Here is a 25,208-nt window from a genome sequence, read left to right as displayed (position 1 = left end):
GGCGGGCGCGGACGGCTCCGGGAGCGGCCGGGGCGGCGCGAGGACGGCTTCCGCGAGTGACCAGGCCGGTGCGAGGACGGATCCCGGGAGCGACCGCGTCAGCGCGAGAACGGCTCCAGGAGCGACCGCGTCAGCGCGAGGACGGCTCCAGGAGCGACCGCGTCAGCGCGAGGACGGCTCCGAGATGGGCCGGTTGCCCGAGGTGCGGTAGACGTCGTAGACCCCGTCGATGCGGCGGACCTGGTTGAGCACGTGGTCCAGGTAGCGCGGATCGCCCATCTCGAAGGCGAAGCGGGAGATCGCCAGCCGCGCCTTCGAGGTGTGCACCGAGGCGGCGAGGATGTTGACGTGGTTCTCCGAGAGCACCCGGGTGACGTCCGAGAGCAGGGACTTGCGGTCGAGGGCCTCCACCTGGATCTCGACCAGGAACACGCTGGACTGGGTGGGCGCCCACTCGACCTCGACCACCCGCTCCGTGGACGTCAGGGCGAGCATGTTGGCGCAGTCCTTGCGGTGCACGGAGATGCCGGCGCCGCGGGTCACGAAGCCCATGATCTCGTCCGGCGGCACCGGCGTGCAGCAGCGGGCGAGCTTGACGTAGACGTCGGAGGCGCCCTGGACCGTCACCCCGGAGTCGGACACGCGCGGGCGCACCGGCTGGGTGGCGATGGTGGTCTCCGCGAAGTCCTCCTCCGCCCCGTCCGCCCCGCCGAGGTCGCCCACGATCTTCTCGACCACGCTCTGGGCGCTGACCACGTCGGAGCCGATCGCCTCGTAGAGGGAGCTGATGTCGGTGCGGTGGAAGTCCTGGGCCACCGCGAGCAGGGACTCCTGGGTGAGCGTGCGCTGCAGGGGGAGGTGGTGCTTGCGCAGCGCGCGGGTGAGCGCGTCCTTGCCCTTCTCGATCGCCTCCTCGCGGCGCTCCTTGGAGAACCACTGCCGGATCTTGTTGCGGGCCCGCGGGGACTGCACGAACTTCAGCCAGTCCTGCGAGGGCCCGGCGTGCTCCGACTTGGAGGTCAGCACCTCCACCCAGTCCCCGTGCTGGAGCTCCGAGGACAGGGGCACGAGCTTGCCGTTGACGCGGGCCCCGATGGTCTTGTGCCCCACCTCGGTGTGCACGGCGTAGGCGAAGTCCACGGGCGTGGAGCCGGCGGGCAGGGCCATGACCTCGCCCTTGGGGGTGAACACGTACACCTCGGACGTGTTGATCTGGTAGCGCAGGGAGTCGAGGAACTCGGAGGAGTCCTGGGTCTCCTCCTGCCAGGACACGAGCGAGCTCAGCCAGGCGAGGTCCCCCTCCTGGGCCTTCGGGGTCGCCGAGTTGGCCTGGTTGGCCTGGTCCTTGTACTTCCAGTGCGCGGCCACGCCGTACTCGGCCCGGCGGTGCATCTCGTGGGTGCGGATCTGGATCTCCACGGGCCGCCCGTCCGGGCCGATGACCGTGGTGTGCAGGGACTGGTACATGTTGAACTTCGGCATGGCGATGTAGTCCTTGAACCGCCCCGGCAGCGGCCGCCACCGCGCGTGCAGGGCGCCCAGCGCCGCGTAGCACTCGCGCACCGTGTTCACCAGGACCCGCACCGCCTGCAGGTCCTGGATCTCGTCGAAGTCCTTCCCCCGCACGATCATCTTCTGGTAGATCGAGTAGTAGTGCTTGGGCCGGCCGGTGATGGTCGCCTCGATGCCCGCCTCGGAGAGGTCCAGGGCGATCCGCTCCCGGATCTTGGCCAGGGACCGCTCGCGCTGGGGCTGGCGCTCCCCCACCATCCGCACGATCTCCTCGTAGACCTTGGGGTAGAGCGCCGCGAAGGCCAGGTCCTCGAGCTCCCACTTGATGGTGTTCATGCCGAGGCGGTGGGCCAGCGGGGCGAAGATCTCGAGGGTCTCGCGGGCCTTCTTCGAGGACGAGGTCTGCGAGACGAAGCGCCAGGTGCGGGCGTTGTGCAGCCGGTCGGCGAGCTTGATGACGAGCACGCGGATGTCCTTGGCCATCGCCACGATCATCTTGCGCACGGTCTCGGCCTGCGCGGCGTCCCCGTACTGGACCTTGTCCAGCTTCGTCACGCCGTCCACGAGGGCGGCGACCTCCTCGCCGAACTCGGCGCGCAGCTGGTCGAGGGTGTAGTCCGTGTCCTCCACGGTGTCGTGGAGCAGGGCGGCCACGAGGGTGGCGCCCGTCATGCCGAGCTCGGCGAGGATCGTGGTCACGGCCACGGGGTGGGTGATGTACGGGTCGCCGCTCTTGCGCTTCTGGCCCTCGTGGCACTTCTCGGCGACCTTGAAGGCGCGCTGCAGGACCTCGAGGTCCTCCTCCGGGTGGGTGGCGCGCACGGTGTGCAGCAGCGGCTCGAGGATCGGCGAGTGGTCCATGGGCCGCCCGGACAGGTAGGACAGGCTCGACCGGGTGCGGTCGCTGCGCCCCGGGAACACGGCGCGGCCCAGGAGCGGCCGGGACGCGGGCACCACGTAGTGGGTGCCGGCCATGTCCGACCGGCGCGGCGGGGTCGGTGCGGCGGCCTGGTCCGCGGGGACGGCCCCGTCGTCGGACGAGCTCATGACCGAGACTTCCTTCCCATCGATGCACGCGGGGCGGCGGCCGTGCGGCCGCCGCCCCGGTCGTCGCCTCCGGTTCGGGTTCGACGTGTGCTGCTGTGCGGGGGGCCGCTCCTGCACGGCCCGCCCTACGGTGGCTACAGTCTAGTGCGCCGCGGCCTCCTCGGCGGCACGCTCGACGGGCGCCCCCGCGCGGGCCTCCTGCTCCTGGACCGCGGGCTCGCCGCGGCGCAGCAGCGCGTAGAGGGGCGCGGCCACGAACAGGGTGGCCGCGGTGCCCACGATGATGCCGACGAACAGGGACAGCGAGAGGTCCTTGAGGGTGCCCGCCCCCAGGACGAGCCAGCCGATGAACAGGATCGAGCCGACCGGCAGGATGCCCACCACGGAGGTGTTGATGGAGCGCACCAGCGTCTGGTTGACCGCGAGGTTCACCTGGTCGGAGAACCTCCGGCCGGCCCGCTCCGGCGGGGCCGTGCCGTCGAGCAGCCCCTCCGTGTTCTCCCGGACCTTGTCGAAGACCACCACGGAGTCGTAGAGCGAGTAGCTGAGCACCGTGAGGAAGCCGATCACCGCCGACGGGGTGACCTCGAAGCCCACGAGCGAGTAGATCCCGGCGGTGATCGCCACCGAGGCGAGCATGCCGGCGACCGCCGAGACGGACATCTTCCAGGTGCGGAAGTACAGGGCCATCAGGGCGGTGGCCAGGACCACGAAGACCACGAGGCCCTGCAGGGCCTGGGTGGTGACGCCGGCGCCCCAGGTGGGACCCACGAAGTTGGAGGTGACCTCCTGCTCGCTCACGCCGTAGGCGTCGACCAGGGCGTCCTTGACGGCCAGGGTCTGGTCGTCGTCGAGCTGCTCCGTGCGCACCCGGACGGTCTCCGGGGCGATGTTGGTGACCTCCACGCCGGCGGCGTCCGAGGACTCGGTGACGGCCTCCCGGCCGGTCTCGATGTCGGGGTCGGCCACGGAGGACACGGTGAACTCGGACCCGCCGGTGAAGTCGATGCCGAGGTTGAAGCCGCCCTTGGCCACGGGCACGAGCAGGGACAGCAGCACGAGGACGCCCACGACGGCGAGCCACTGCTTGGCCCGGCCCACGAAGGGGTAGGAGGTCCGTCCGCTGTGCAGGGCGTTGCCGAAATCTGCGAACTTGGACATCAGGCGTTCTCCTCGGGGGTGCGGGCGGCGGACGACGACGCGCCGACCGGCGCGCCGTCCGGAGCCGCCGCGGACGGGGGGTCCTCCGGCGCGGTCCGTGCCGCGCGGCGGCGCCGTTCGGCGATGGTCAGGCCGTCGTGCTCCGCCTGCGGCTCGCGCAGCCGGCCGGCGCCCCGGTACAGGGGCACCGCGTCGAGGGCCTCGGGGCTGAGCCCCGAGTGCTTCCCGCCGCCGCCGAAGTAGCGGGTGCGGGCGAGCGTGACCATCACCGGGTGCGTGAAGAGGAAGACGACGAGCAGGTCGGCGATCGCGGTCAGGCCGAGGGTGAAGGCGAAGCCGCGCACGTTGCCCACGGCCACGAAGTACAGCACGGCCGCGGCCAGCAGGTTCACGGCCTTGGACGCGAGCACGGTCTGGCGGGCGCGCTGCCAGCCGTGGTCGACGGCCGCCGGGATGGAGCGGCCGCTGCGGATCTCGTCGCGGATGCGCTCGAAGTAGACGATGAACGAGTCCGCGGTCTGGCCGATCGCCACGATCAGGCCCGCCACGCCGGCCAGGGACAGGCGGTAGTTCGCGGACCAGCCCAGCAGGGTGATCGCGAGCCAGGTGAGCACGCCCGCGACCACGAGCGAGCTGATGGTCACGAGGCCCAGCAGCCGGTACTGGAAGAGCGAGTACACGCACACGAGCACCAGGCCGATGATCCCGGCGATGATGCCCATCCGCAGCTGGTCGGCGCCCAGGGTCGCGGAGATCTGCTGCTCGGACTGGATGTCGAAGCTCATCGGCAGCGCGCCGTACTTGAGCTGCTCGGCCAGGAACTTCGCCTCTTCCTCGGTGAACTGGCCCGTGATCTGGGCCTGGCCGTCGGAGATCACGGCGTTCATCGACGGGGCGGAGACCACCTGGCCGTCCAGCAGGATCGCGAACTGGCTGCGGGGGTCGCCGGACGTGGCGGTGCCGATCCCGTAGAGCCGCTCGGAGAGCTGCCGGAAGGTGTCCGTGGCCTCCGGGCCGAACTGGAGGTTCACGGCGAACTGGTTGAGGGACACGCCCTGGGAGTTCTGGGCGGTGCCGTAGGAGGCGTCCTCGATCCCGGTGCCCTGGATCTCCACGGGTCCCAGGAGGTACTTGGTGCCGGTCTCGGGCTCGCACGCGACGATCGGCTCGCCGGGCTCCTGGGTCTCCCGCTCCTCGGGGGACTGCGGCGCGGTGCAGTCGGTCGCCTCGAACTCCCGGAACAGCTCCGGGGTGATCCAGTTCGGGTCGGAGGCGTCGGTCGGCTCGGCGGTGGGCTCGGGCAGCTCCTCGTCGGTGGCGCGCTGGTCCTCGGGGACCGGCTCCGCCGCGGCGGTGGTGAGCACGGGCCGGAAGTTCATCTGCGCCGAGGTCTGGATGAGCTCGCGGGTCTCGGCGGAGGGCACGCCCGGCATGGAGACCACGATGTTGTCGCCGGACTGGGTGGCGATCTCCGCCTCGGCCACGCCGGAGCCGTCGACGCGCTGGCGGATGATCTCCACGGCCTGGTCCAGCTGCTCCGGGGAGACCTCCTCCCCGGCGTCCTCCCCCTGCAGGGACGGGGAGAGGATCATCTGGGTGCCGCCCTCGAGGTCGAGGGCCAGCTTGGGCCCCCAGCCGGTGCGGTCGGTGCCCGCGCCCCAGGCCAGCAGCCCGCCCAGCAGGGCGAGCAGCACCAGCAGCCCGATCAGGGACCGCCGGGCGGTCGAGAGGGCGGCCCGCACCCCCGAGCGTGCCGGCGCGGTCGAGCCGCCCCGCCCGGGCGTGCCGTCCGGTGCGGCGGCCCCGGGGTCACCGGGGGTCTTGCGTGTGGTCAGTGCCATGGTCTTCCTTACGAACGACGGCCCGGTGCTGCCGGGCCTGTGCATGGGAACGGGCCGACCAGTGGTCGGCCCGTCGTCCCGTGTGGGGGGTCAGTCGTTGCGCTGCCCGGGATCGCGCCGGGTGTCGTCGTCGAGGGGGTCGACGGGGGTCGACCCGGTGCCGGGGGCGTCGGGCTCGATCACCGACGGTTCCGCCTCGGTCACGGGGGCCGGAGCGGGTGCCGTCTCGTCCTCGACGACCGTGGTGACGGTCTGCAGGTGCACGGTCACGGCGGTGCCGGGGGCGATCTCGAGGACGACCTTGTTGGTGTCCCGGTCGATCGAGCGCACCGTGCCGTAGAGGCCGTAGTTCGTCATGACCTCCGTGCCGGGGCCCATGGCCGCCTGCTTCTCCTTGACCTGGGCCATGGCCTTCTTCTGCCGCCGCATGGGCAGCCAGAGCAGGAGCACCATGGCCACCAGCATCAGCGGCAGCAGCCAGGCGGTGCCGCCTCCCGTGGACTGGGGGGCCTGGGCGGCGAGGGACTGGGTGGTGAGGAGCGGGCTCACGGACTTCCGTTCGATCGGTGGTGGGTGTCCTCACCATGGTAGGCGATCCAGCCTGTCCGCGTCCTGGACGGCGCCCGGTGGACGGCCGCCGCTCCGCGGACGGGCCCGGGGCGGCCCGCGGCGCTCGGTCCCGGTCCTCGGCGCTCGGTCCCCGGTGCTCGGTCCTCGGAGCCCGGGCCTCAGTCCTCGAACAGGGGCGGGACGTCCTCGGCGGCCGGCGCCGGCGCGGTCCCGCCGAAGGCGGCCCGCAGCCCGGGGTCCTTGAACGCGGCGTGCTCGGGCGGGCGCAGGCCCAGGTGGTCCCAGGCCGCGGCCATCGCGATCCGGCCCCGGGGCGTCCGGCCGAGCAGGCCCTCGCGGACCAGGTAGGGCTCGGCCACGGTCTCGACCGTCTCGGTCTCCTCCCCCACGGCGATCGCCAGGGTGGACAGGCCCACCGGCCCGCCGCCGAACTTCGTCACGAGCGCCTCGAGCACCGAGCGGTCCAGGCGGTCGAGGCCGCGGGTGTCCACCTCGTACATGTCGAGGGCGGCGGACGAGGTGCGGGCGTCGATCCGCTCGATGCCGTGCACGAGCGCCCAGTCCCGCACCCGGCGCAGCAGCCGGTTGGCGATGCGCGGGGTGCCCCGGGACCGGGAGGCGACCTCGGCGAAGCCCTCGGCGGTCATCGCGAGGTCCATGAGCCCGGCGGAGCGGCGCAGCACGAGCTCGAGCTCCTCCACGGAGTAGAACTCGAGGTGGCCGGTGAAGCCGAAGCGGTCGCGCAGCGGGCCGGGCAGCAGGCCCGCGCGGGTGGTGGCGCCCACCAGGGTGAAGGGCGGCAGGTCCAGCGGGATGGACGTGGCGCCGGCGCCCTTGCCCACCACGATGTCCACCCGGAAGTCCTCCATGGCCATGTAGAGCATCTCCTCGGCGGGCCGGGACATGCGGTGGATCTCGTCGAGGAACAGCACCTCCCCCTCGGTCAGGGAGGAGAGGATCGCGGCGAGGTCGCCGGCGTGCTGGATGGCCGGCCCGGAGGAGATCCGCAGAGGAGCGCCCATCTCCTCGGCGATGATCATGGCCAGGGTCGTCTTGCCGAGCCCGGGCGGGCCGGAGAGCAGGACGTGGTCGGCGGAGCGGCCCCGCAGCCGGGAGGCCTCGAGCACCAGGGAGAGCTGCTGGCGCACCCGCTTCTGCCCCACGAACTCGTCGAGGTTCGCGGGCCGCAGGGCCGACTCGAGCTGCTTCTCGTCGGGCTCGTCGTCGGCCGAGACCAGCCGGTCCCGGGCGTTCACGGCGGCACCGTCCTCGCGGGCCACGCTCAGCTCCCCCGCTCGGCGCCGGCCCGCGAGCCGGCCTTGGCGGCGCCGAGCCACCCGAGCACGGTGCGCAGGATCGTCGGGACGTCCCCGGAGGCGGCGAGCTCCTCCCGGTCGGCGAGGGCGTCGGCGATGCCGCGGGCGGCGTCCTTCTCGCTCCAGCCCAGGCCCACGAGCGCCTCGAGCACCTGCGCCCGCCACGGCTCCATCGGGGCGGCGGCGGGCTGGGCGGGTCGGTCCGGGACGATGAGCTTGTCGGCGAGCTCCAGCACGATCCGGCGGGCGCCCTTGGGGCCGATGCCGGGGACGGTCGTGAACGCCTTGGCGTCGCCCTGCGCGATCGCCCGGTGCACGTCGTCCGGGCCCAGCACGGAGAGCACGGCCAGGGCGGTGCGGGGGCCCACGCCGCTGACCCCGAGCATGATCTCGAAGACCTCGCGCTCGGCGGGGCTGCGGAAGCCGAAGAGCAGCGGGGACTCGTCCTTGCGCGCCACGTAGGCGGTGTCGAGGCGGACCTCGCGGCCGATCCGCAGCCCGGCCAGGGTCTCCGGCGTCGCCTGGACCTGGACGCCGAAGCCGGCCACGGCCACGACGGCGGTGGTGAGGCCGACGTGCTCGACCTGTCCCGTGATGGACGCGATCACCGGGCAACTCCTTCCCGTGCCCGCCAGGGGCCGAGCACGGTCGATCGAACAGATCTACGAATGACGACCACTCTAGCAGTGGGCACCGACTCAGCCGCGCCGGCCCCGTCGGGCGCGGTGCTCGGCCTCGGCCCAGGCCCGCTGGGCGGGGGTCATGCCGGTGCGGGCGGCGGCCAGGGGGCGGGCGCCCTGGTGCGTCTCGGTCCCTGCCGTCGCGTCCACGCCCGTGCCGCCGCCGCGCCAGCCGTGGCAGATGGCGATGGCGAGGGCGTCGGCGGCGTCGGCGGGGCGGGGCGCCGCGTCGAGCCGGAGGATGCGCACCACCATGCGGGCCACGGACGCCTTGTCCGCCCGCCCCTCCCCCGTCACCGCGGCCTTGACCTCGGAGGGGGTGTGCCACGCGACCGGCACGCCGTGGCGGGCCGCGGAGGCGATGACGGCGCCCGAGGCGTGGGCCGTGCCGATGACGGTGTTCACGTTGGTCTGGGCGAACACGCGCTCCAGGGCGAGAGCGTCCGGGCGGTACCGCTCGATCCACCGTTCGGTGGCCTCCCAGATCCGCAGCACGCGCACGTCGAGCGGGTCGGCGGCGTCCGTGCCGGCCACGCCGACGTCCACGAAGGACGCGGTGCGGTTGCCGGCCATGTCGATCAGGCCGAACCCGCACCGCGTCAGTCCGGGGTCCACCCCGAGGATCCGCTGCGTGGCCGTGGTCAGTCCTCGGAGTCGAGCTGGGCCAGGACGTCGGCGGGGATGTCCGCGTTCGAGTAGACGTTCTGCACGTCGTCGAGCTCCTCGACGGCGTCGACCAGGCGCAGGAACTTCCGGGCGCCCTCCGCGTCCAGCTCCACGAGCATGCTCGGGCGGAACTGCGGGTCGTCGTTGTTGTACTCGAGCCCGGCCTCGTCGAGGGCGGTGCGGATCGCCGGCAGGTCGGTGGCCTCGGAGACGACCTCGAAGACGTCCTCCTGCTCCACGACCTCGTCGGCGCCCGCGTCCAGCACGGCCATCAGCACGTCGTCCTCGGTCAGCCCGTCGGTGCGGGTGACCTCCACGACGCCCTTGCGCTCGAAGAGGAACGCCACGGAGCCGGAGTCGGCCATGGTGCCGCCGTTGCGGGTCACGGCCACGCGCACCTCGGAGGCGGCGCGGTTCTTGTTGTCGGTGAGGCACTCGATGTACAGCGCCGTGCCCTGGGGGCCGCGGGCCTCGTAGAGGATCTCGGTGTAGTCGACGACCTCACCGGTCAGGCCCGCGCCGCGCTTGATCGCCCGGTCGATGTTCGCCACCGGCACCGAGTTCTTCTTCGCCTTGGACACGGCGAGGTCCAGCGCCGGGTTGCCGGCGGTGTCGGGCCCGCCCATGCGCGCGGCCACCTCGATGCCCTTGATGTACTTGGCGAAGGCCTTGGCGCGCTTGGCGTCGATCGCGGCCTTCTTGTGCTTGGTCGTGGCCCACTTGGAGTGTCCTGACATGCGTCCCTCCTCGGGAAGTCGTTCGTGCTCGGCCGGGACGCGCCGGTCGTCGTCCCGGCACGGCCCGCCCCGGCGGTGGCCGGGGCGGGCCGTGCCGGCCACCGCCGGGGCGGGCCGGAGAAGTCCCGACCCATTCTACCGGGTGCGCCCGCCCCGGACCGGGGGGTCTAGCGGGGCCGGGCCTGCGCGACCTCGCGGGCCCGCTCGGCCAGGGTGTCGTCCAGCGGCGCGGCGTCGAAGGCCCCGAGCCGGCGCTCCACGGCGGCGCGGATGAGGTGGTCGGCCACGGCGGGGTTCTTGGGCAGCATCGACCCGTGCAGGTAGGAGCCGACCACGTGGTGCACGCGCGCGCCCTCGGTGCCGTCCTCGCCGTTGTTGCCGGCGCCCTTGAGCACCGTCCCGAGCGGCGCCTGGCCGGGGCCGAGGCGGGTGACCCCGGAGTGGTTCTCGTAGCCGACGACGGTCCCGAACTCCGGGGACTCCAGCACGATGTTGCCGATCAGGCGCGTCGGCCCGCCCACGGTGGTCAGGTCGAGGATGCCGATGCCGGGCAGCGTCTCGCCGGCGCCGGTGCGGAACTCGTGGCCGAAGAGCTGGTAGAGACCGCAGATCGCGAGCATCGGCACGCCGTCGGCGGCCATGGCCCGCAGCTCGGGGGCGATCCGCTGCAGGTCCTCCTGGACCCGGAACTGCCCGGAGTCCTGGCCGCCGCCCCCCACCAGGAGGTCCGCGTCGGGCGGGAACGGATCCCCGGGGTTGTGGTCGCTCAGCCGCACGGCGTAGCCGTACTTCTCCAGCCGGCGCTTGAGGGTGAGGGTGTTGCCCCAGTCCCCGTAGATGTTCATGTCCCGGGGGTAGAGCTGGACGAGGTGGACGGTGCGGTCGGTCACGGGGGCTCCGCTCAGATCTCGGCGACCTCGGCCACGCGGGAGAGCTCCCGGCGCAGCTCGAGCATGGACGTGTAGGTGCAGAAGACGCGCATGGGCCGCTCGCCGGCCCCGGCGACGAAGCTCCGCAGGGCGTCGCCGAGCCCCGGGACCACCTCGCGCACCGGGACCTCGTCGTAGTCCAGGCGCAGGGCCATGTCCCACGCGCGGGTGCCGGCCACCACGTCCACGCCGCCGGTGCGCAGGGAGTGGAAGTCGACGTCCCACAGCCAGGAGACGTCGCGGCCGTCGGCGTACTCGTCGTTGATGGCGATCATCGTGGCGTAGTCGCCCGGCCGGGCCGAGGCCAGCGAGAGCCGGAACCCGGCGGGGTTCTTCACGAGCAGCAGCTGCAGCGGCCGGCCGGCCACGGTGATGGTCTCCCCGCGGCCGAAGGCGGGGGTGACCCGGGAGAGCTCGTCCACCAGCGCGGCGCGGTCGGCGTCGGGCCCGGCCACCGCGAGGGCCAGGGCGAGGGCGGCCGCCGCGTTGTACATGTTGTAGACGCCGTAGAGCTCCACGGTGGTCTCGACGGGCTCTCCGCCCACCGTGAGCCGGACCCGGTTCGCCTCGAAGGACGTCAGCTCCACGTCGGCGGCGGGCCGGGGCGCCAGGTCGCTCTCGTGGTCGTCCTCGGCGTCGGGCCCGCCGGCCGAGCGCATGTCGTCGTCGGAGGGGAACATCGGCCGCAGCGGCGCGGACAGGCCGAACCATCGGGTCTGCGTGCCCTCCGGGACGTGCTCCGCCAGGGAGACGATCCTGGGGTCCTCGCGGTTGAGCACCACGGTGCCCGTGGTGGCCGCGGCGATCTGGGCCAGCATCCGCCGGGTGGTGTCGATCTCGCCGAAGCGGTCGAGCTGGTCGCGCATGACGTTGAGCAGCAGCGCGTGACGGGGCTTGACCTGCTTGACGAAGTGCACGGCGTGGGCCTCGTCGAGCTCGAGCACGGCGACGTCCGCGTCGAGGCGGCCGGTGAGGCTCATCTCCCCGAGCAGGGCCGCGGCCACGCCGCGCACGAAGTTGGACCCCGTGCGGTTGGTGAAGACCTTGAACCCCTGCGAGCGCAGCAGCTGGACGGCCATCTTGGTGGTGGTCGTCTTGCCGTTGGTGCCGCTGACGAGCACCACGCCGTGCGGGAGCTTCGCGAGCTCCTCGGCCACGAACCCGGGGTGCAGCCGCTCCATCACGAGGCCGGGGAAGGCGGAGCCTCCGCCGCGCAGTGTGGTCAGGTACCGGATGCCTTGGCCGAGCAGGCGCACGTGGGGTCTGGACATGCGCTCCATCCTATGGTCTGCGCCCCGGCGACGGCGGGCACCCGGGTGCCTCCCGGGGAGCGTGGCCCCTGGTCCGTCCGGGGCCGCGCGGGGCGCGGAGGACGACGACGGAGGACACGATGCCGCCGCCGCGTGCCGTGCGAGGTGGGGCGCCGCCCCCGTAGGGTCGGACCATGGACTCCGCCGGCCCCGCCACTGCTCCGTCCGTCCCGCCGCGAAGGCCGCCCCTGTGGTGGGTGGTCCTGGCGCTGCTGGGCGCGGTGCTGGTGCTGGGCGGGGCGCTGCTGGTGCTGCTGCATCCGGCCGACGCGGCGTTCGGGTGGTTCGGGGACCTTCCTGCGAGCGGTGAGACGCTCCCGGCCATGACCGTGGTGACCCCGGAGGCCACGGCGGGGTGGTCCGGCGTGGCCGCGGGTCTCGTCCTGTGGGCCTTCTGCGCCGGCTGGCTGCTGGGCCGGCGACGTCGCCCGGACGGGCCTGCTCGGCCGCAGAGGCGCTGAGGAGCACAGCCGCAGCGGTGGAGGAACACGGTCGCGCCCGGGGCGGCGAGCTCGACGGCCACCGCGCACCCGGTGCCGCGGCGGCGGGAGACCCCGGTGACCCGGGCGGTCCTGCCCTGGAGCGGGTGCGCGGACGGAAGGGCGGGACGTGACGGCGCTCCTGGCGTGCTCGGTCGGCGGAGGGTTGCCGGGCCGGTCGGCCGGGCCCTTCACAGCGGTGGATCGACGGGTGGATCGAGCGGTGCGTCGACGGCGTGGAGCTCGTTGGAGAGAGCCGTGCCCTCGACGCCGTCCAGCGGGGTGATGTCCACCACGACGCCCGTCCGCACGTCGAGGTGCACGCGGTAGACCGTGGCGAGGTCACCGTTGGTGAGGGTCGGGTCCTCGGGGCCGTACTCGAGGATCCGGCTGGCGCGGCTCTCCAGCAGCGGGCAGCATCCGCACCGCGGCGTGTAGCCGTTCTCCCACTCCTCCCCGTCACCGAGCAGCGGCCGGCAGGTGGCGGACCAGGTCGGACGTCCCCGCAGCGTCGTGGCCAGGACGTCGCTGACGTCCACGCCGCGGCTGAGCTCGGCCGGGTCGAGCATGGCCGTCCACCGGTAGTCCTGCCACAGGGGATCACCGTGGTCGTAGTGCCAGTCCTCCGGGCGCCGGGCGACCAGCCCGTCGGGGCGCAGCACCAGCTCCGGCTCTCGAGCCGGAGTCGGCGATGACGGCGGGCCGGCGCACGCCACGCCGTCGTCGCGGCAGGCCACCGCGCTCACGGCCTCGCCGTAGGGCGGGCCCTCGGCGACCTCGACCTCACCGGCGGAGCGGACGACGAGCCGACCGAGGCGCCGGTCGAGCCAGGCCTCGGCCGGTTCGCCGCTCGCGGTGCTCCCGCGGTCCACCTGTTGCCGATGGGTGAAGTGCAAGGTGCTGAACCGCCACGGCGAGCTGCGCGCCAGCGCGCGGAAGTCCTCCGCCGTGGGCGTGTCGGGCAGGGAGGTGCCGGTCATGCGACCGAGTAGAGCACATCCCGCTATCGTCGGACCACGGCCGGGCACGACACTGTCGGCGCGGGCCGGGACGCGCCCGGCGCAGCCGGAGACCGCGGTAGATGCCCCAGGAACCAGCAAGCCCCAGGACCAGCAGAGGAGCCGATGCCGGTGGACGTCCAGGTCGGTCCGGTGCCCCCGGAGGGACCGTGCCCTGCCCCGCGCGCGCAGAACGGGACGTCTCCGACGGCTCCGGCGGGGACGCGGCCCGCCGCCCGGGCCGACGCCCAGCGGCAGGAGGTCCGGGCCGCCCTGGGCCGGCGCACGGCTCCGCTGTGGCCGGCTCATGCACCGGTGCGGCCGGCACCGGGAGCGACCCCTCAGGACCGGCGGCAGGTCCGCCGGCTGGCCGGGCTGGAGATCCAGCACCACGCACTGGTGCTGCGCCGGATCACCACGGCCTCCGTCGTGGCCGTTGCCGAGCCCTGCTTCGACGCCGGGTGGACCGTCGCCGACGTCCTGCACGCCCTGGACTGGACTCCGCAGGGGGCGCGCTACGCCCACGACTCGGTGACCGGGATCGAGAACCCCGGGGCCTGGTTCGCCGCCCGGCTGCGCACCTGGACCCACCAGGACGGCACCCCGATGCGCTCCGCCGACCAGCGTGCCGCCGCCGAGGCCGAGCAGCGGCGGGCCGAGGCCCTCGCCGCCGCCCGACGGCACGCCGACCGCCGGCCACGGCAGGAGGGCCCCGGGACGGACCTCGGCGCGACGGACGCGGCCGTGGATCCGCCGGGGACCGCGGCGCAGGACCCGCGGCCGTTCCGGGTGCGCTGGGCGGCCCAGATCGCCGCCGGCCGCGCCGAGCGCGAGCGCCAGGACGACCGGGACCGCGATCCGGACCCGCCTCTGCACGGCACCGCCTCCGATGCTCCGGCGGAGCCCAGCACCGGGTCCGTGCTCGCGGGCCGGGACCGTCCTCCCCCGCACGACGAGCGGTAACCCGGGCGTGGGCCCGGGCGTGGGCCCGGGCGGGGACCCGGGCGTGGGCCCGGACGGTGAGTCCGACCCGGTGGGTCCGGCCCGGCCGGCCTGCTCGGACCCCTCGGTCGCGAGCGCCCGTGACAGCGTCCCGGCGCCGGTGGCAGCGTCCCGGCGCCGGCTCGGCTCGGCCGTGCGCTCCGGCCGGGGACCGGCCGGAGCGCACGGCCGCGGCGTGGAGGTTTCCGTCAGGTGCGTCTGCTCTGCTGTAGCCGGAATCCCCGGGCGACGAGCGGGAGCAGGTGCGTGATCGTGGGCAGAACCGCTGTGCGCGGCGCCGGGAGCCTCGGACCCGCCCCGGCCCGTCGGCCGGCCGGCGTCCAGCAGGCCTCCGTGCTCGCAGCCGGTCCGCCGTCGTGATGGCGGGCGAGGACACGCATCGGCGCCGGTCCGGCTCCGTGCGCACGCTCGTGGGTCTGCTCCTCGTGCTGGGGGTGCTCGCGGGCGCACTGGGGCTCCTGGGGCCCGCTCTGCTCGGCGGACTGCGCACGGGGGACAGCTGGCTGCCGTGGGGCCCGGAGTGCACGGTCGAGACCGCCGAGGGAGAGATCGGGCTCGACCGAGCGCAGGCGAAGCGGGCCACCACGGCGGTGGCGCTCGCGGCCCGCGGCGCGGAGGCCCCCGACACCTCAGGCATCGACGAGGCGGTGCTGCAGCGGCTGGCCGACGGGCCGCCCGGGGACGCCGGCGCGAGCCTCTCCTGCCGGGGCTCGGCGGCCGGTGGTCTGCCGGAGCAGGAGCTGACCGGCTCCGGCCTGACCCCGCGCGCCGAGCGGCTGCGCGAGGCGATGACCGAGGTGTTCGGTGCGCAGAGCCTGGGCGGGTTCGCACCCGGCGGAGTCGACCACGGCCACGGGGCGGAGTCGACGCACTACGACGGCCGGGCCGTCGACGTCTTCTTCCGCCCGGTGACCGAGGAGAACCGGCGGGCGGGCTGGCTGCTGGCCCACTGGCTGGTCGCGCACGCCGAGGACCTGGACGTCCAGTACGTCATCTTCGACGACCGGTTCTGGAGCGCCCACAGCTCCCGGGGGCAGTGGCGGGACTACGACGCACCCGAGCCCGGCAACGAGATCCTCCGCCACCTGGACCACGTGCACGTGGACGTCCTGCGCGGAGGCGCCGGCTGAGCTGGTGCCGGGCATAGGCTGGCGTCATCATGCCGATCGTCGATGTCCGGAAGAAGCAGCCGCCCGCGGTGCCGCGAGGCCGCGGCGCGAGCACCCTCGCCGATTCCGCGTGCCCCGGCGGCGGGGCCCTCGTCACGGACCTCGGCCGGTGCTGAACGGCTCGGTCTGGCGGGCGCCGGGGATGCCGCTGCTGCTGACCATGACCGCCCTGGGCTTCTCGGGCTACGCCGCGCTGCTGGCGGTCGCACCGCTGTGGGCGGTGCGCGGCGGCGCCGACGCCGTCGGCGCCGGGCTGGTGAACGGCGTGCTCATGCTCTTCACCGTGCTCACGCAGCTGTTCGTCCCCCGGGCGCTGCGCCGCTTCGGCTGGGGACCGGTCCTCGTGACGGGCATGCTCCTGCTGGGCCTGCCCGCCCTGGCGCACGGCGCCAGCGCGGCGCTCGGCCCGACCCTGGCGCTGTCCGCGGTGCGCGGGCTCGGCTTCGGGGTCCTGACCGTGACCGGCAGCGCCCTCGTGGCCGAGCTGGTGGAGCCGCAGCGGCGCGGGAAGGCCATCGGTGCCTACGGCCTGGCGATCGCGGGACCGCAGGTGCTGTTCCTGTCGGCGGGACCCTGGATCGCCGAGCAGCTCGGCTTCTGGGTCGTGTTCGCCCTGGCGTCCCTGCCCGCGGCGGCCGTCGTCCCCGCCGTCGGCCTGGCCCGGATGCTGGACCACGTCCCCGAGGCGGTGGACGCCCGGGCCCCCTATCTGAGTCTCCTCCCTCCCATGGGACTGCTGCTCGGCGTCACCCTGGCCGGCGGGGCGCTGATCACCTTCATGGCCCAGATGAGCAGCAGTGCCGTGCTGACCACCCTGGCGCTGCTGCTGATGAACGTCGCCGCCGCGCTCGCGCGCTGGCGGATCGGCTCGTGGTCCGACCGGCACGGGCCGCGACGGTTCATCCCGCCGCTGGTGCTGCTGACCACGGCGGGCATGGCGGTGCTCGCCTGGGCGGTCCACGACCCCCGCGCGACCGTGGCCCCGGCGCTGCTCGTCGGCGCGGCGATGGTGGGCATCAGCTACGGCGGCCTGCAGAACCTCACCCTGGTCGTGACCTTCCAGGCCGTCAGCCGGCAGCACTACGGTCCTGCCAGCGCGGTGTGGAACATCGGCTTCGACGCCGGGACCGGCATCGGAGCGGTCGTGGTGGGGATGGTCGCCGCAGGGACCTCCTTCAGCACCGCGCTGCTGGTGGCCGGAGCGATCTCCCTGCTGACCCTGCCGCTCGCGCTGGCCCGGGCCGGGCGTCGTACTCGTGCCGGCAGACCCCCGCGGGGAGCACCGTGACCTCCCCCCGCGATCGCGACGACGGTCCACCCGCCGAGGCCGCCGCGCACGCGGAGTCCGAGGCGGCCGGTGACCCCACGGTCGAGCTGAGAAGACGCGTCGTGGACGGAACGAGGCTCCAGCAGATCGCCGTGCAGGTCGCCGCCGGGTTGCCGGCCGTGTCCTGCACCTGTCCCTTCGGCCCCGAGCACGACGTGTTCAAGGTCGGGGGCAAGATCTTCCTGCTGACCACGGAAGCACCCGGGGAGCCGATCGTGACGCTCAAGTGCGAGCCCCCGCACGCGGCGGCACTGCGCCAGGAGTTCCCCACGATCACGCCCGGCCACCACATGAACAAGCAGCACTGGATCTCCCTCGCCGCCGGCCCCGGCATCACCCCGGAGCTCGTCGGTGAGCTGGTGCTGAACGCCTACGAGCTCGTCGTCGAAGGACTTCCCCGCAGCGAGCGCCCCGTGCTGCGCCACCACCGCACCGGTGGGCACCCCTGAGCGGACGTCCTGCTGCCCGTGTCCGGAGGACATCCGCCGTCGTGGTGGGCGTCCTCACCGGGGCGGCCCGTCGTCGCGGACTCAGTGCTCGTCCGGTGTCGACGGCCGGCTTCGATGAGCGGCCTGGCGCAGCGCCGTCAGGGTCGTGTGGATCAGCCGCGCCCGGGTGGGGTGGGTGCGGGTGTGCGCGACGATGCGCCGGTGGACGGCCGGGTCCACCAGCGGCCTCGCCGTGAGGTTCGCCGGCAGCCCGTTGAGCGCGATCCGGGGCAGCACCGTGACGCCCAGCCCGGCCGCGGCGAGAGCGGTGGCCGCGTGGTGGTCGTCGAGACGAGCGACGTAGTGCGGGGTGTAGCCGGCGGCGTGACAGGCGCGGGTGATGATGCGCCCGGTGGGGCCGTCGTGGATGTCGTGGTCGATCCAGGGCTCGTCACGCAGCTGGGCCATGGTCACCGCGGGATGTGCGGCCAGGGAATGGCCGACCGGCAGCACCACGCAGAAGTCCTCCTCGTGCAGGGCATGGCGCTGGTATCCCTCCAGGTGGACGGGGGGCCCGTCGAGGGATTCGTTGCGCACGTCGATGTCAGGGGCCCGGCGGCCTCCGGTGGGATGCAGTTCGTTGATGCTGATCTCCACCACCACGTCCGGGGACCGGGCGCGCAGGGCGAGCACGACCTCGGGCATCCAGGCCTGGGCCACGGACGCGAAGCAGGCGACGGCGATCTGCTCGGCCCGGCCCTGCCGCAGATCCTCCACGGTGCGCTCGAGGCGTTCCAGGCTGTTGAGGGTGTCCGCGCTGGCCTCGCACAGGTGCCGGGCGGCCGGGGTGGCCTCGATGCCCCGGCCGTTCTTCTCGAACAGCACCAGCCCGGTCTGCCGGGCCAGGGCGCGGAGGTGCTGGCTGACCGTGGCCGGGGCCAGATGGAGGTTCCGGGCGGCGGCGTGGATCGAGCCGGCGGCGATGACCGCGCGCAGGATGGCGAGCCGGTGCGGATCGAGCATGCCCCGATCGTACGTTTCCACCTGCCAATGGCACAGAAATCATTGCTGGTTCCGAAGGCTGGTGCGGTGGCACGGTGGAGACTGCTGAGCACTGACCGACAAGGAGCTGCCGTGGACACCTCGAGCTATCTGGCCCTGCTGGGAGTGGCTGTGGTCCTGGCCCTCACTCCGGGACCCGACACCGTCCTGACCCTGGGCCATGCCCTGCGCGAGCGGCGGGCCGGGATGCTGGCCGCGGCCGGTTCCGCGCTGGGGGTCTTCGCCTGGGCCGGGCTGGTGGCGGTGGGCGTGGCCGCCTTCCTGGACGACTCCCCGGCCGCCTTCCAGGCGCTGCGGGTTCTCGGGGGCGTCTACCTGTTCTTCCTGGGCTACCGAGCGCTCACCCACCGCGCTCCTGCCCCGGCCACCGCGGTGCCGACGGCCGTCGGCGTCGGACGGACCGCGGGGTCGGCCGTCGGCGTCGCACGGACCGCGGGGACGGCCGTCACCGCCGCCCCGGTCCGCCCGGAGCCGTCCCGGCGGAGGGCGCGATCGGCTTTCGCGGCAGGGCTGGTGTGCTGTCTGACCAATCCGAAGACCGGGCTGTTCTTCCTGGCCCTGCTGCCCCAGTTCACCCCGCCCGGGGCCGGGGCGCTGTTCGTCGTGGTGGTGATGGGCGGGACGGTGGCGGCAGCCATCGGGATCTACCTGTTCCTCGTGGCCCTGGTCGCCCACACCGCCGGCACCTGGCTCAACCGCCCCGCCGTGCACCGCAGGATCGAGCTCACCTCCGGAGCGGTCTTCGTGGCGCTGGGACTGACGACCACGGTGCCCGTGCTCACCTCTTGGATCTGAACGGCCCCGGCCCCGCAGGGACGCGGGTGCCCCGGGGCACGGGGAGGTTGACCTGCCACCGGCCGGACTGGATCATCGGCTACGAACGGGGTGCCGGACACCCCGTGGCACGGCCCGGTTCTCATCCCCCGTCGGTCCGGGGGCAACCGAGAGGCATCCCATGGACGTGATCGATCTGGCCCGCATCACCCCGGGGACGATCGGGCTCGTCGGCGGCAAGGCCCTCGGCCTCGGGGCCCTCCTGTCCGCGGGCGAGCGGGTGCCGGACGGGTTCTGTTTGACCACCGAGGCCCACCGCTCGGGCGCCGTTCCCGAGCAGGCGGTCCTGACGGCCTACGAACGTCTCGGTGGTGGGCCCGTCGCCGTCCGCTCCAGCGCTGCGGCCGAGGACCTGCCGGGCGCCAGCTTCGCCGGCCAGCACGACACCGTCCTCGACGTCGAGGGCGGGACCGCGCTGCTCGAGGCGATCCGGCAGTGCTGGGACTCCGTGGACAGCGAGCGCGCCGTCGCCTACCGGGCCGAGCAGGGACTGGAGGCCGACGACCCGGCGATGGCTGTCGTCGTGCAGCGCATGATCGACCCGACGGCCGCCGGGGTGATGTTCACGGCCAACCCGCTGACCGGTACCCGCACGGAGACCGTCGTCGACGCGGTCCCGGGGCTCGGCACCGGCGTCGTGGACGGCACCGTGGACACCGACCACTACGTCCTGCCCGGGCACGGCCCGCTCCCCGGGCAGCAGGACCACGGCTGCCTCTCGCCCGGTCAGCTCCGCGAGCTCCAGCAGGCCGGGCAGCGGGTGCAGCGCGCCCTCGGCAGCCCGCAGGACGTCGAGTTCGCCTACGACGCGGAGGGCACGCTCTGGCTGCTGCAGTCCCGGGCCATCACCACGCTCTTCCCGCTCCCGCCCGGGACCGACCCGGTGCAGGGCGACCCGCGCGTCTACCTGGAGATCGGCCACATGCAGGGCCTGCGGCGCCCGGTCACCCCCATGGGCGTGTCCGTGCTGCGGGAGACGACCCGCCGCTGGCTGCAGATCATCGGCGTCGACGACACCGTGGCCGATCAGTACCTCGTCGACATCGGTGGCAGGCTGTTCACCGACCTCACCGGCTTCGTCCGCAGCCCGCGCCTGCACTCCCGGGTCCCCGAGCTGCTGCAGGTCTACGGTCCGGCCGTGGCGCGGGGGATGCGGCGCGTCGTGGACGACCCCCGCTACGCGGCCCGTCCCGCTCCACCCGGTCGGCGCGCGCTCTCCGCCGGTGCGATCGCGCGGCTGCTCCTGACCGTCGTGCCGGCCTCGTTGCTCGGCGCGCTGCGGGCCCTGGCACGGCCCGCGGCCGCCCGCGAGCGCGCGTTCCAGGAACTCGAACAGGTCCGCCGGCAGCCCCGGACCGAGCCGGCGGACACGGCGAGCCGGATCCGCTGCGCCGCCGGCCTGCAGGACGCGACGATGACCGGACCGATGATGCGCTCCCTGCCACCGCTGTGGGCAGCGCTCATCGCCCAGGGGGTGGCCGGCGGGCTCCTGCGGGGCGTCCTGCGGCCCGGTGAGCTGAACGCGACCCTGCGCGGCATGCCCCACAACGTCACCACCCAGATGGACCTGGAGCTCTGGTCCGTGGCCGTTGCCGCGCGTCCGCACCGCGATCTCCTGGTCGGCACCGCCCCGGACGAGCTCGCCGCACGCTTCTCGCGCGGCGAGCTCCCCGAGTTCGGCCTGACGGCCTTCCTGGAGGAGTACGGGATCCGCGGCAGCGCCGAGATCGACGTCGGCTCCCCCCGGTGGGCCGACGACTCCACCCCCGTGTTCGCGGCCCTGGCCGGGTACCTGCAGGTGGCCGACCCGGACCAGGCCCCGCCCGCCCGGTTCGCCCGCGCCGCCGTCGAGGCCGAGGCCGCCCTGGCAGAGCTCGTCGACCGCGCGCGGCGCACCCGGCCGCTGCGGGCCCGCCTCGCCGGTGCCATGCTGCGCCGCAGCCGGGAGCTGGCCGGTCTGCGCGAGCTGCCCAAGTTCCTGTGGCTGACCCCGCTGGCCGAGGTGCGCCGGCAGCTGCTCGCCGCGGGGGCCGAGCTCACCGGGCGCGGCCTGCTGGAGCAGCCGGAGGACATCATGTTCCTGACCCTGGACGAGGCTCTCGACGCCTCGCACGGCACGGACCTGCGCGCGGTGGTGACCGGCCGGCGTGCGGAGCACCACCGCGAGGCCCGACGGCGGCAGGTCCCGGGCCTGCTGCTGTCCGACGGCACGAATCCCCAGGCCCTGCAGGACGACACCGCGGCCGAGCACGGGCCGGACGTGCTGGTCGGCCAGGCGGCGGCCACCGGGGTCGCGACCGGGCCGGTGCGCATCGTCCACCATCCGTCCGAGGCGAGGCTGCAGCCCGGTGACATCCTCGTCGCGCCCACCACCGATCCGGGCTGGACCCCGCTGTTCCTGACCCTCGGCGGACTCGTCACGGAGACCGGCTCCACGATCGCCCACGGCCCGACGGTGGCCCGCGAGTACGGCATCCCGGCCGTCATCTGCGTGCCCGACGCCACCACCCGGCTGACCGAGGGCCAGGCGGTCACCATCGACGGCGCCACGGGGCTGATCCACCTGCACGAGACGGACGGCGAGACGCAGCGCCTGGGGGCCCCGGGCGCCCGCGAACATCGGGCCGGTGAGCCGGGCCGGGCCGCACCAGGAGAATAGGCGCATGTCAGAACGATTCGCATGGGTGCCCGACCTCGAGCGGGGCGAGTGGCTGCGCCCGATGGAAGCTGAGCCTCCGGAGAGCATCCTGTCGGTGGTGCCGCGCGGCTTCGAGGCGTACGCGCGCGTGCTCCATCCGGTCGAGCGCGACCGTCCGCGGAGGACGAGGACCTGGCAGGGCCTCGACGAGACGACGTACTTCGAGGGTGTCGACGACATCGAGGCGTCGCTCGAGATCGAGCGCACCACGTGGGCGCAGGCCGCGGCGTCGTTCGGCACGACCATGCACGCCCAGGCACAGTACGCACGGCTCGTGCGGCGTGACGACGGCGAAGTCGACGGGGCGATCGCCGCCGACGGCTGGCGGTACGGCGACACGTCCGAGGGCTGCCTCGACGCCGCGTCGCTGGCCGCGGCCTCCGCGGTGCTGGCCCGACACACCACGACCCCGGACGCCGGCGTCGCCGCGGTCTGGGAGGGCTGGGGCGGTCTGCTGAGTTCGGCAGGGGTTGCGCACTTCGTGCCCGAGCCGAGCGGGAGGCGGCCCACCCGGCACGCGCGGCACGCCGACGAGAACGCCGACGAGGACACCGACGAGGACACCGACGAGGACACCGACGAGGACACCGGGCGCGGCGCCGCCCCGTCGCTCCGGGACCGGCTCGCTGCGGCCGGGCGGGCGGGGCTCGCCGGAGCGCAGGCGGTGCTGACGGCTCGTCCCAGGGCTGCCCGCAACGACCCGGAACCGGGCTCCGGACTGCTCTCCCGGAGGATCGCCACCGGGCCGCGGTTCGAGCTGCACGGGGACACCGGGCGGCGCTACGTCCTGTTCGAGGCGGGTGCCGCCGACTTCGCGGATGCCGCGTGGCCTGCCCGCGCGCCCTGGGTCGACGACGTCGTGTGGGCACACTCGCCCAGCATCCTGTGGCCGGACGACCACGCCTGGGTGCTCGCCACGGAGATCGACTTCGACTCGACGCTCGTAGCCGGGACCAGGGCGCTCGTGCGCGAGCTCATGGAGACCCCGGGGCTCGAGGTGCTGTCCATTCACACCGACGCCGACCTCACCCGGGACGGCGACCTGCTCAATCGCCCCGAGTGACATCGAGGGTGGGCACCGCGGTGGACGGCACGGACTCCCCGGCCGTTCTGCCGAGACGTCGTCGACGTCCGCGTCGCGTGGCCGACCGGCGCGGCGTGGAATCACCACCGTCACACGGGGCGGCTAGTCTTGAGCGCACCCGTCCGCCCACCACGACAGAAGCCGGCCCTTGGACAACCCACTCCTGCGCCCCAGCGACCTCCCCTACGAGCTGCCCGACTTCGGGCGGATCAAGGAGGAGCACTTCCTGCCGGCCTTCGAGGCCGCGATGGCCCAGGACCTCGAGTGCGTGCAGGCGATCCTGGCGGACCCGGACCCGCCCACCTTCGCGAACACCGTCGAGGCCCTCGAACGCGGCGGGCTGCCCCTGGACCGCGTCGAGTCGGTCTTCTTCACCCTGACGGCCGCCCACAACACCGAGGGCATCCAGCGGATCTACCAGGAGCTCGCGCCGCGGCTCTCGGAGCACAAGGCGGACTTCACCCTCAACAAGGCGCTCTACGCCCGGGTCCGCCGGGTCGACCGCGAGGATCTGGAGCCGTGGCAGCTGCGCGTGCTGGACGAGTACGTCTCCTGGTTCGCGAACTCGGGCGCCGAGCTCAGCCTGGACGACCAGCAGCGGCTCCGGGCGATCAACGACGAGCTCTCGGAGCTGAGCATCCGCTACGGCAACGACCTCATCCGGGAGGTCAACGCCTCGGCCGTGGTCGTCGACGACCCCGCGGAGCTGGACGGGCTGTCCGCCGCCGACATCGAGGCGGCCGCCTCCGCGGCCGCCGAGAACGGCCTGCCGGGACGCTACCTCCTCACGCCCTCGCTGTTCACCGTCCAGCCGGTGCTCTCGGTGCTCACGGACCGCGCGCTGCGCCGGCGGATCCACCTCGCCGCCGTGAACCGCGGCACCGGCGAGCACGGCGGTGCGGGCTCGCAGAGCCGCACGGACCTGCTGCCCGTGGCCGCGCGGATCGCCCGGCTGCGCTCGGAGCAGGCCCGGCTGCTGGGCTACCGCAGCCACGCCGACCACGTCCTGGCCGGGAGCACGGCGCCGTCCCTGGAGGCGGTGCTGGAGATGCTGGAGCGTGTCACCGGCCCGGCCGTGCGCAACGCGCTCGAGGAGCGGGCCGAGCTCGAGGAGCTGGCCGGCCACCCGATCGAGGCGTGGGACTGGCCGTTCTGGGCGGAGCGGCTGCGCCGGGAGCGCTACCACGTGGACGCCGCGGCGCTGCGGGAGCACTTCGAGCTGGAGTCCGTGCTGGAGCACGGCATCTTCCGCACCGCCCGGGAGCTCTACGGGCTGGTCTTCACCGAGCGCCCCGACCTGTACGGCTACCTGCCCCAGGTCCGGGTGTGGGAGGTCACCGACGAGCAGGGCCGCGGCGTGGGCCTGTTCCTGGGCGACTGGTTCACGCGCCCCACCAAGCAGGGCGGGGCCTGGATGGGCTCGCTCGTGCACCAGAACCGGCTGACCGGCCAGCGCCCCGTCGTCGTCAACAACGCGAACTTCACGCGACCGCCCGCGGGCAGGCCCAAGCTGCTGACCCTGGACGAGGTCGTGACGGTCTTCCACGAGTTCGGCCACGCCCTGCACGGGCTGCTGTCCGACGTGCACCTGCCCTCGTTCTCCGGGACGAAGGTGCCGCGGGACTTCGTGGAGTACCCCTCCCAGGTGCACGAGATGTGGGTGCTGCACCCGGACGTGCTCCGGCACTACGCCCGCCACCACCGCACGGGCGAGCCGATCCCCGAGCAGACCCTGAGCGGGCTGCGGGAGGCCTCCGCCCACGGGCAGGGCTTCCGGACCGTGGCGTACCTCGCCTCGACCTGGCTCGACCTCGCCTGGCACGGGATCGAGGACCCGGCCGAGCCGGCGGACCCGCGGACCGTGGAGCGGGAGGCGCTCGTCCGCGCCGGGGTGGACGTGCCCGGCATCGACCCGCGCTACCGGACGGGGTACTTCAAGCACGTCTTCGCGGGCGGCTACTCCGCGGGCTACTGGTCCTACATCTGGTCCGAGATCCTCGACGCCGACACGGCGCAGTGGTTCACGGACCGCGGCGGGCCGACCCGGGAGAACGGCCGGCGCTTCGCCGCCGAGGTGCTCTCCCGGGGCAACGAGACCGCTCCGATGGAGTCCTTCGAGGCCCTGCTGGGCCGCCGCCCGCACCTCGGCGCGCTGCTGGAGCGGCGCGGGCTCCAGCAGCGCGAGGAGTTCGTCCACCGGCAGCGCGGGGCGCCCGCCCCGGACGCCCGCGGCTGAGCGGCACGGCTCCCGGACCGGGTGCAGGGGCCCGGCCCCGGCGTCGGGCCCCATGACCGGGCCGGACGACCGGGACCCGGCCGGGCGGCCGGAGCGCACGATCGAGCCGGAGGACCGGCCCG

At 73.9% G+C, this 25,208-nt stretch carries 21 protein-coding genes; 9 read left to right on the top strand and 12 right to left on the bottom strand.

Annotation, left to right across the window (positions count from 1 at the left end; translation table 11 throughout):
- Positions 1 to 162 precede the first annotated feature (162 nt).
- From RCG67_RS05855 to RCG67_RS05810, 10 genes are all read right to left on the bottom strand, one after another.
- Complete coding sequence (locus tag RCG67_RS05855; RefSeq protein ID WP_368825559.1) at positions 163 to 2,487, bottom strand: RelA/SpoT family protein; 2,325 nt, start codon at positions 2,485 to 2,487, stop codon at positions 163 to 165.
- A gap of 213 nt (positions 2,488 to 2,700) precedes the next feature.
- A complete protein-coding gene (secF, locus tag RCG67_RS05850; protein WP_368825243.1) occupies positions 2,701 to 3,720 on the bottom strand; it encodes a protein translocase subunit SecF in 1,020 nt (339 codons plus the stop codon).
- Positions 3,720 to 5,561 carry a protein translocase subunit SecD gene (gene secD, locus RCG67_RS05845; protein WP_368825242.1) on the bottom strand — a complete coding sequence of 614 codons (1,842 nt, stop codon included), beginning with the start codon at positions 5,559 to 5,561 and terminating at the stop codon, positions 3,720 to 3,722. Before secD ends, secF begins: the two co-directional genes overlap by 1 nt.
- A gap of 90 nt (positions 5,562 to 5,651) precedes the next feature.
- The gene (gene yajC, locus RCG67_RS05840; RefSeq protein ID WP_368825241.1) at positions 5,652 to 6,110 is read right to left on the bottom strand and encodes a preprotein translocase subunit YajC; all 459 of its coding nucleotides are present in this window, start codon (positions 6,108 to 6,110) and stop codon (positions 5,652 to 5,654) included.
- 179 nt (positions 6,111 to 6,289) lie between these two features.
- Positions 6,290 to 7,387 carry a Holliday junction branch migration DNA helicase RuvB gene (gene ruvB, locus RCG67_RS05835; protein WP_231738247.1) on the bottom strand — a complete coding sequence of 366 codons (1,098 nt, stop codon included), beginning with the start codon at positions 7,385 to 7,387 and terminating at the stop codon, positions 6,290 to 6,292.
- 26 nt (positions 7,388 to 7,413) lie between these two features.
- A complete protein-coding gene (gene ruvA / locus RCG67_RS05830; protein ID WP_368825240.1) occupies positions 7,414 to 8,055 on the bottom strand; it encodes a Holliday junction branch migration protein RuvA in 642 nt (213 codons plus the stop codon).
- A 90-nt stretch (positions 8,056 to 8,145) separates the two neighbouring features.
- Positions 8,146 to 8,742 carry a crossover junction endodeoxyribonuclease RuvC gene (ruvC, locus tag RCG67_RS05825; protein WP_368825239.1) on the bottom strand — a complete coding sequence of 199 codons (597 nt, stop codon included), beginning with the start codon at positions 8,740 to 8,742 and terminating at the stop codon, positions 8,146 to 8,148.
- 26 nt (positions 8,743 to 8,768) lie between these two features.
- Positions 8,769 to 9,530, bottom strand: coding sequence for a YebC/PmpR family DNA-binding transcriptional regulator (locus tag RCG67_RS05820; protein ID WP_058872693.1), 762 nt, complete (start codon positions 9,528 to 9,530; stop codon positions 8,769 to 8,771).
- A 167-nt stretch (positions 9,531 to 9,697) separates the two neighbouring features.
- Entirely contained in the window at positions 9,698 to 10,420 is a 723-nt protein-coding gene (locus RCG67_RS05815; RefSeq protein WP_197412616.1) for a type 1 glutamine amidotransferase, read from the bottom strand.
- Between the two features lie 11 nt (positions 10,421 to 10,431).
- Positions 10,432 to 11,739, bottom strand: a complete 1,308-nt coding sequence (locus RCG67_RS05810; RefSeq protein ID WP_368825238.1) for a Mur ligase family protein — start codon at positions 11,737 to 11,739, stop codon at positions 10,432 to 10,434.
- 164 nt (positions 11,740 to 11,903) lie between these two features.
- Here RCG67_RS05810 and RCG67_RS05805 point away from each other — a divergent pair, with 164 nt between their 5' ends.
- A complete protein-coding gene (locus tag RCG67_RS05805; protein ID WP_368825237.1) occupies positions 11,904 to 12,230 on the top strand; it encodes a hypothetical protein in 327 nt (108 codons plus the stop codon).
- 209 nt (positions 12,231 to 12,439) lie between these two features.
- Here RCG67_RS05805 and RCG67_RS05800 read toward each other — a convergent pair whose 3' ends face one another.
- Positions 12,440 to 13,228, bottom strand: a complete 789-nt coding sequence (locus RCG67_RS05800; RefSeq protein ID WP_368825236.1) for a hypothetical protein — start codon at positions 13,226 to 13,228, stop codon at positions 12,440 to 12,442.
- Positions 13,229 to 13,561: 333 nt separating this feature from the next.
- Here RCG67_RS05800 and RCG67_RS05795 point away from each other — a divergent pair, with 333 nt between their 5' ends.
- The 4 genes from RCG67_RS05795 to RCG67_RS05780 all read left to right on the top strand — a co-directional run bounded on the left by RCG67_RS05795 (position 13,562) and on the right by RCG67_RS05780 (position 17,193).
- Positions 13,562 to 14,209, top strand: coding sequence for a hypothetical protein (locus RCG67_RS05795; protein WP_368825235.1), 648 nt, complete (start codon positions 13,562 to 13,564; stop codon positions 14,207 to 14,209).
- Between the two features lie 398 nt (positions 14,210 to 14,607).
- Positions 14,608 to 15,378, top strand: coding sequence for a VldE C-terminal domain-containing protein (locus RCG67_RS05790; RefSeq protein ID WP_368825234.1), 771 nt, complete (start codon positions 14,608 to 14,610; stop codon positions 15,376 to 15,378).
- Positions 15,379 to 15,526: 148 nt separating this feature from the next.
- Positions 15,527 to 16,705 carry an MFS transporter gene (locus RCG67_RS05785; protein ID WP_368825233.1) on the top strand — a complete coding sequence of 393 codons (1,179 nt, stop codon included), beginning with the start codon at positions 15,527 to 15,529 and terminating at the stop codon, positions 16,703 to 16,705.
- Positions 16,702 to 17,193 carry an MmcQ/YjbR family DNA-binding protein gene (locus RCG67_RS05780; RefSeq protein WP_368825232.1) on the top strand — a complete coding sequence of 164 codons (492 nt, stop codon included), beginning with the start codon at positions 16,702 to 16,704 and terminating at the stop codon, positions 17,191 to 17,193. Before RCG67_RS05785 ends, RCG67_RS05780 begins: the two co-directional genes overlap by 4 nt.
- Positions 17,194 to 17,274: 81 nt before the next feature.
- On the opposite strand, the gene RCG67_RS05775 is transcribed toward RCG67_RS05780, so the two are convergent.
- Positions 17,275 to 18,195 carry a LysR family transcriptional regulator gene (locus RCG67_RS05775; protein WP_368825231.1) on the bottom strand — a complete coding sequence of 307 codons (921 nt, stop codon included), beginning with the start codon at positions 18,193 to 18,195 and terminating at the stop codon, positions 17,275 to 17,277.
- A 111-nt stretch (positions 18,196 to 18,306) separates the two neighbouring features.
- Between RCG67_RS05775 and RCG67_RS05770 the strand changes: the two genes are divergently transcribed.
- The 4 genes from RCG67_RS05770 to RCG67_RS05755 all read left to right on the top strand — a co-directional run bounded on the left by RCG67_RS05770 (position 18,307) and on the right by RCG67_RS05755 (position 25,086).
- Positions 18,307 to 19,029, top strand: a complete 723-nt coding sequence (locus RCG67_RS05770; protein ID WP_368825230.1) for a LysE family translocator — start codon at positions 18,307 to 18,309, stop codon at positions 19,027 to 19,029.
- Between the two features lie 160 nt (positions 19,030 to 19,189).
- The gene (locus RCG67_RS05765; RefSeq protein WP_368825229.1) at positions 19,190 to 21,727 is read left to right on the top strand and encodes a PEP/pyruvate-binding domain-containing protein; all 2,538 of its coding nucleotides are present in this window, start codon (positions 19,190 to 19,192) and stop codon (positions 21,725 to 21,727) included.
- Between the two features lie 4 nt (positions 21,728 to 21,731).
- Complete coding sequence (locus RCG67_RS05760) at positions 21,732 to 22,829, top strand: hypothetical protein (RefSeq protein ID WP_368825228.1); 1,098 nt, start codon at positions 21,732 to 21,734, stop codon at positions 22,827 to 22,829.
- A gap of 169 nt (positions 22,830 to 22,998) precedes the next feature.
- Positions 22,999 to 25,086, top strand: coding sequence for a M3 family metallopeptidase (locus tag RCG67_RS05755; protein ID WP_368825227.1), 2,088 nt, complete (start codon positions 22,999 to 23,001; stop codon positions 25,084 to 25,086).
- The last annotated feature ends 122 nt before the right edge of the window (positions 25,087 to 25,208 follow it).

This window comes from Kocuria cellulosilytica, assembly GCF_040981245.1.
Lineage (GTDB): Bacteria > Actinomycetota > Actinomycetes > Actinomycetales > Micrococcaceae > Kocuria > Kocuria cellulosilytica.
This window is presented reverse-complemented; position numbering and strand designations above follow the sequence as displayed.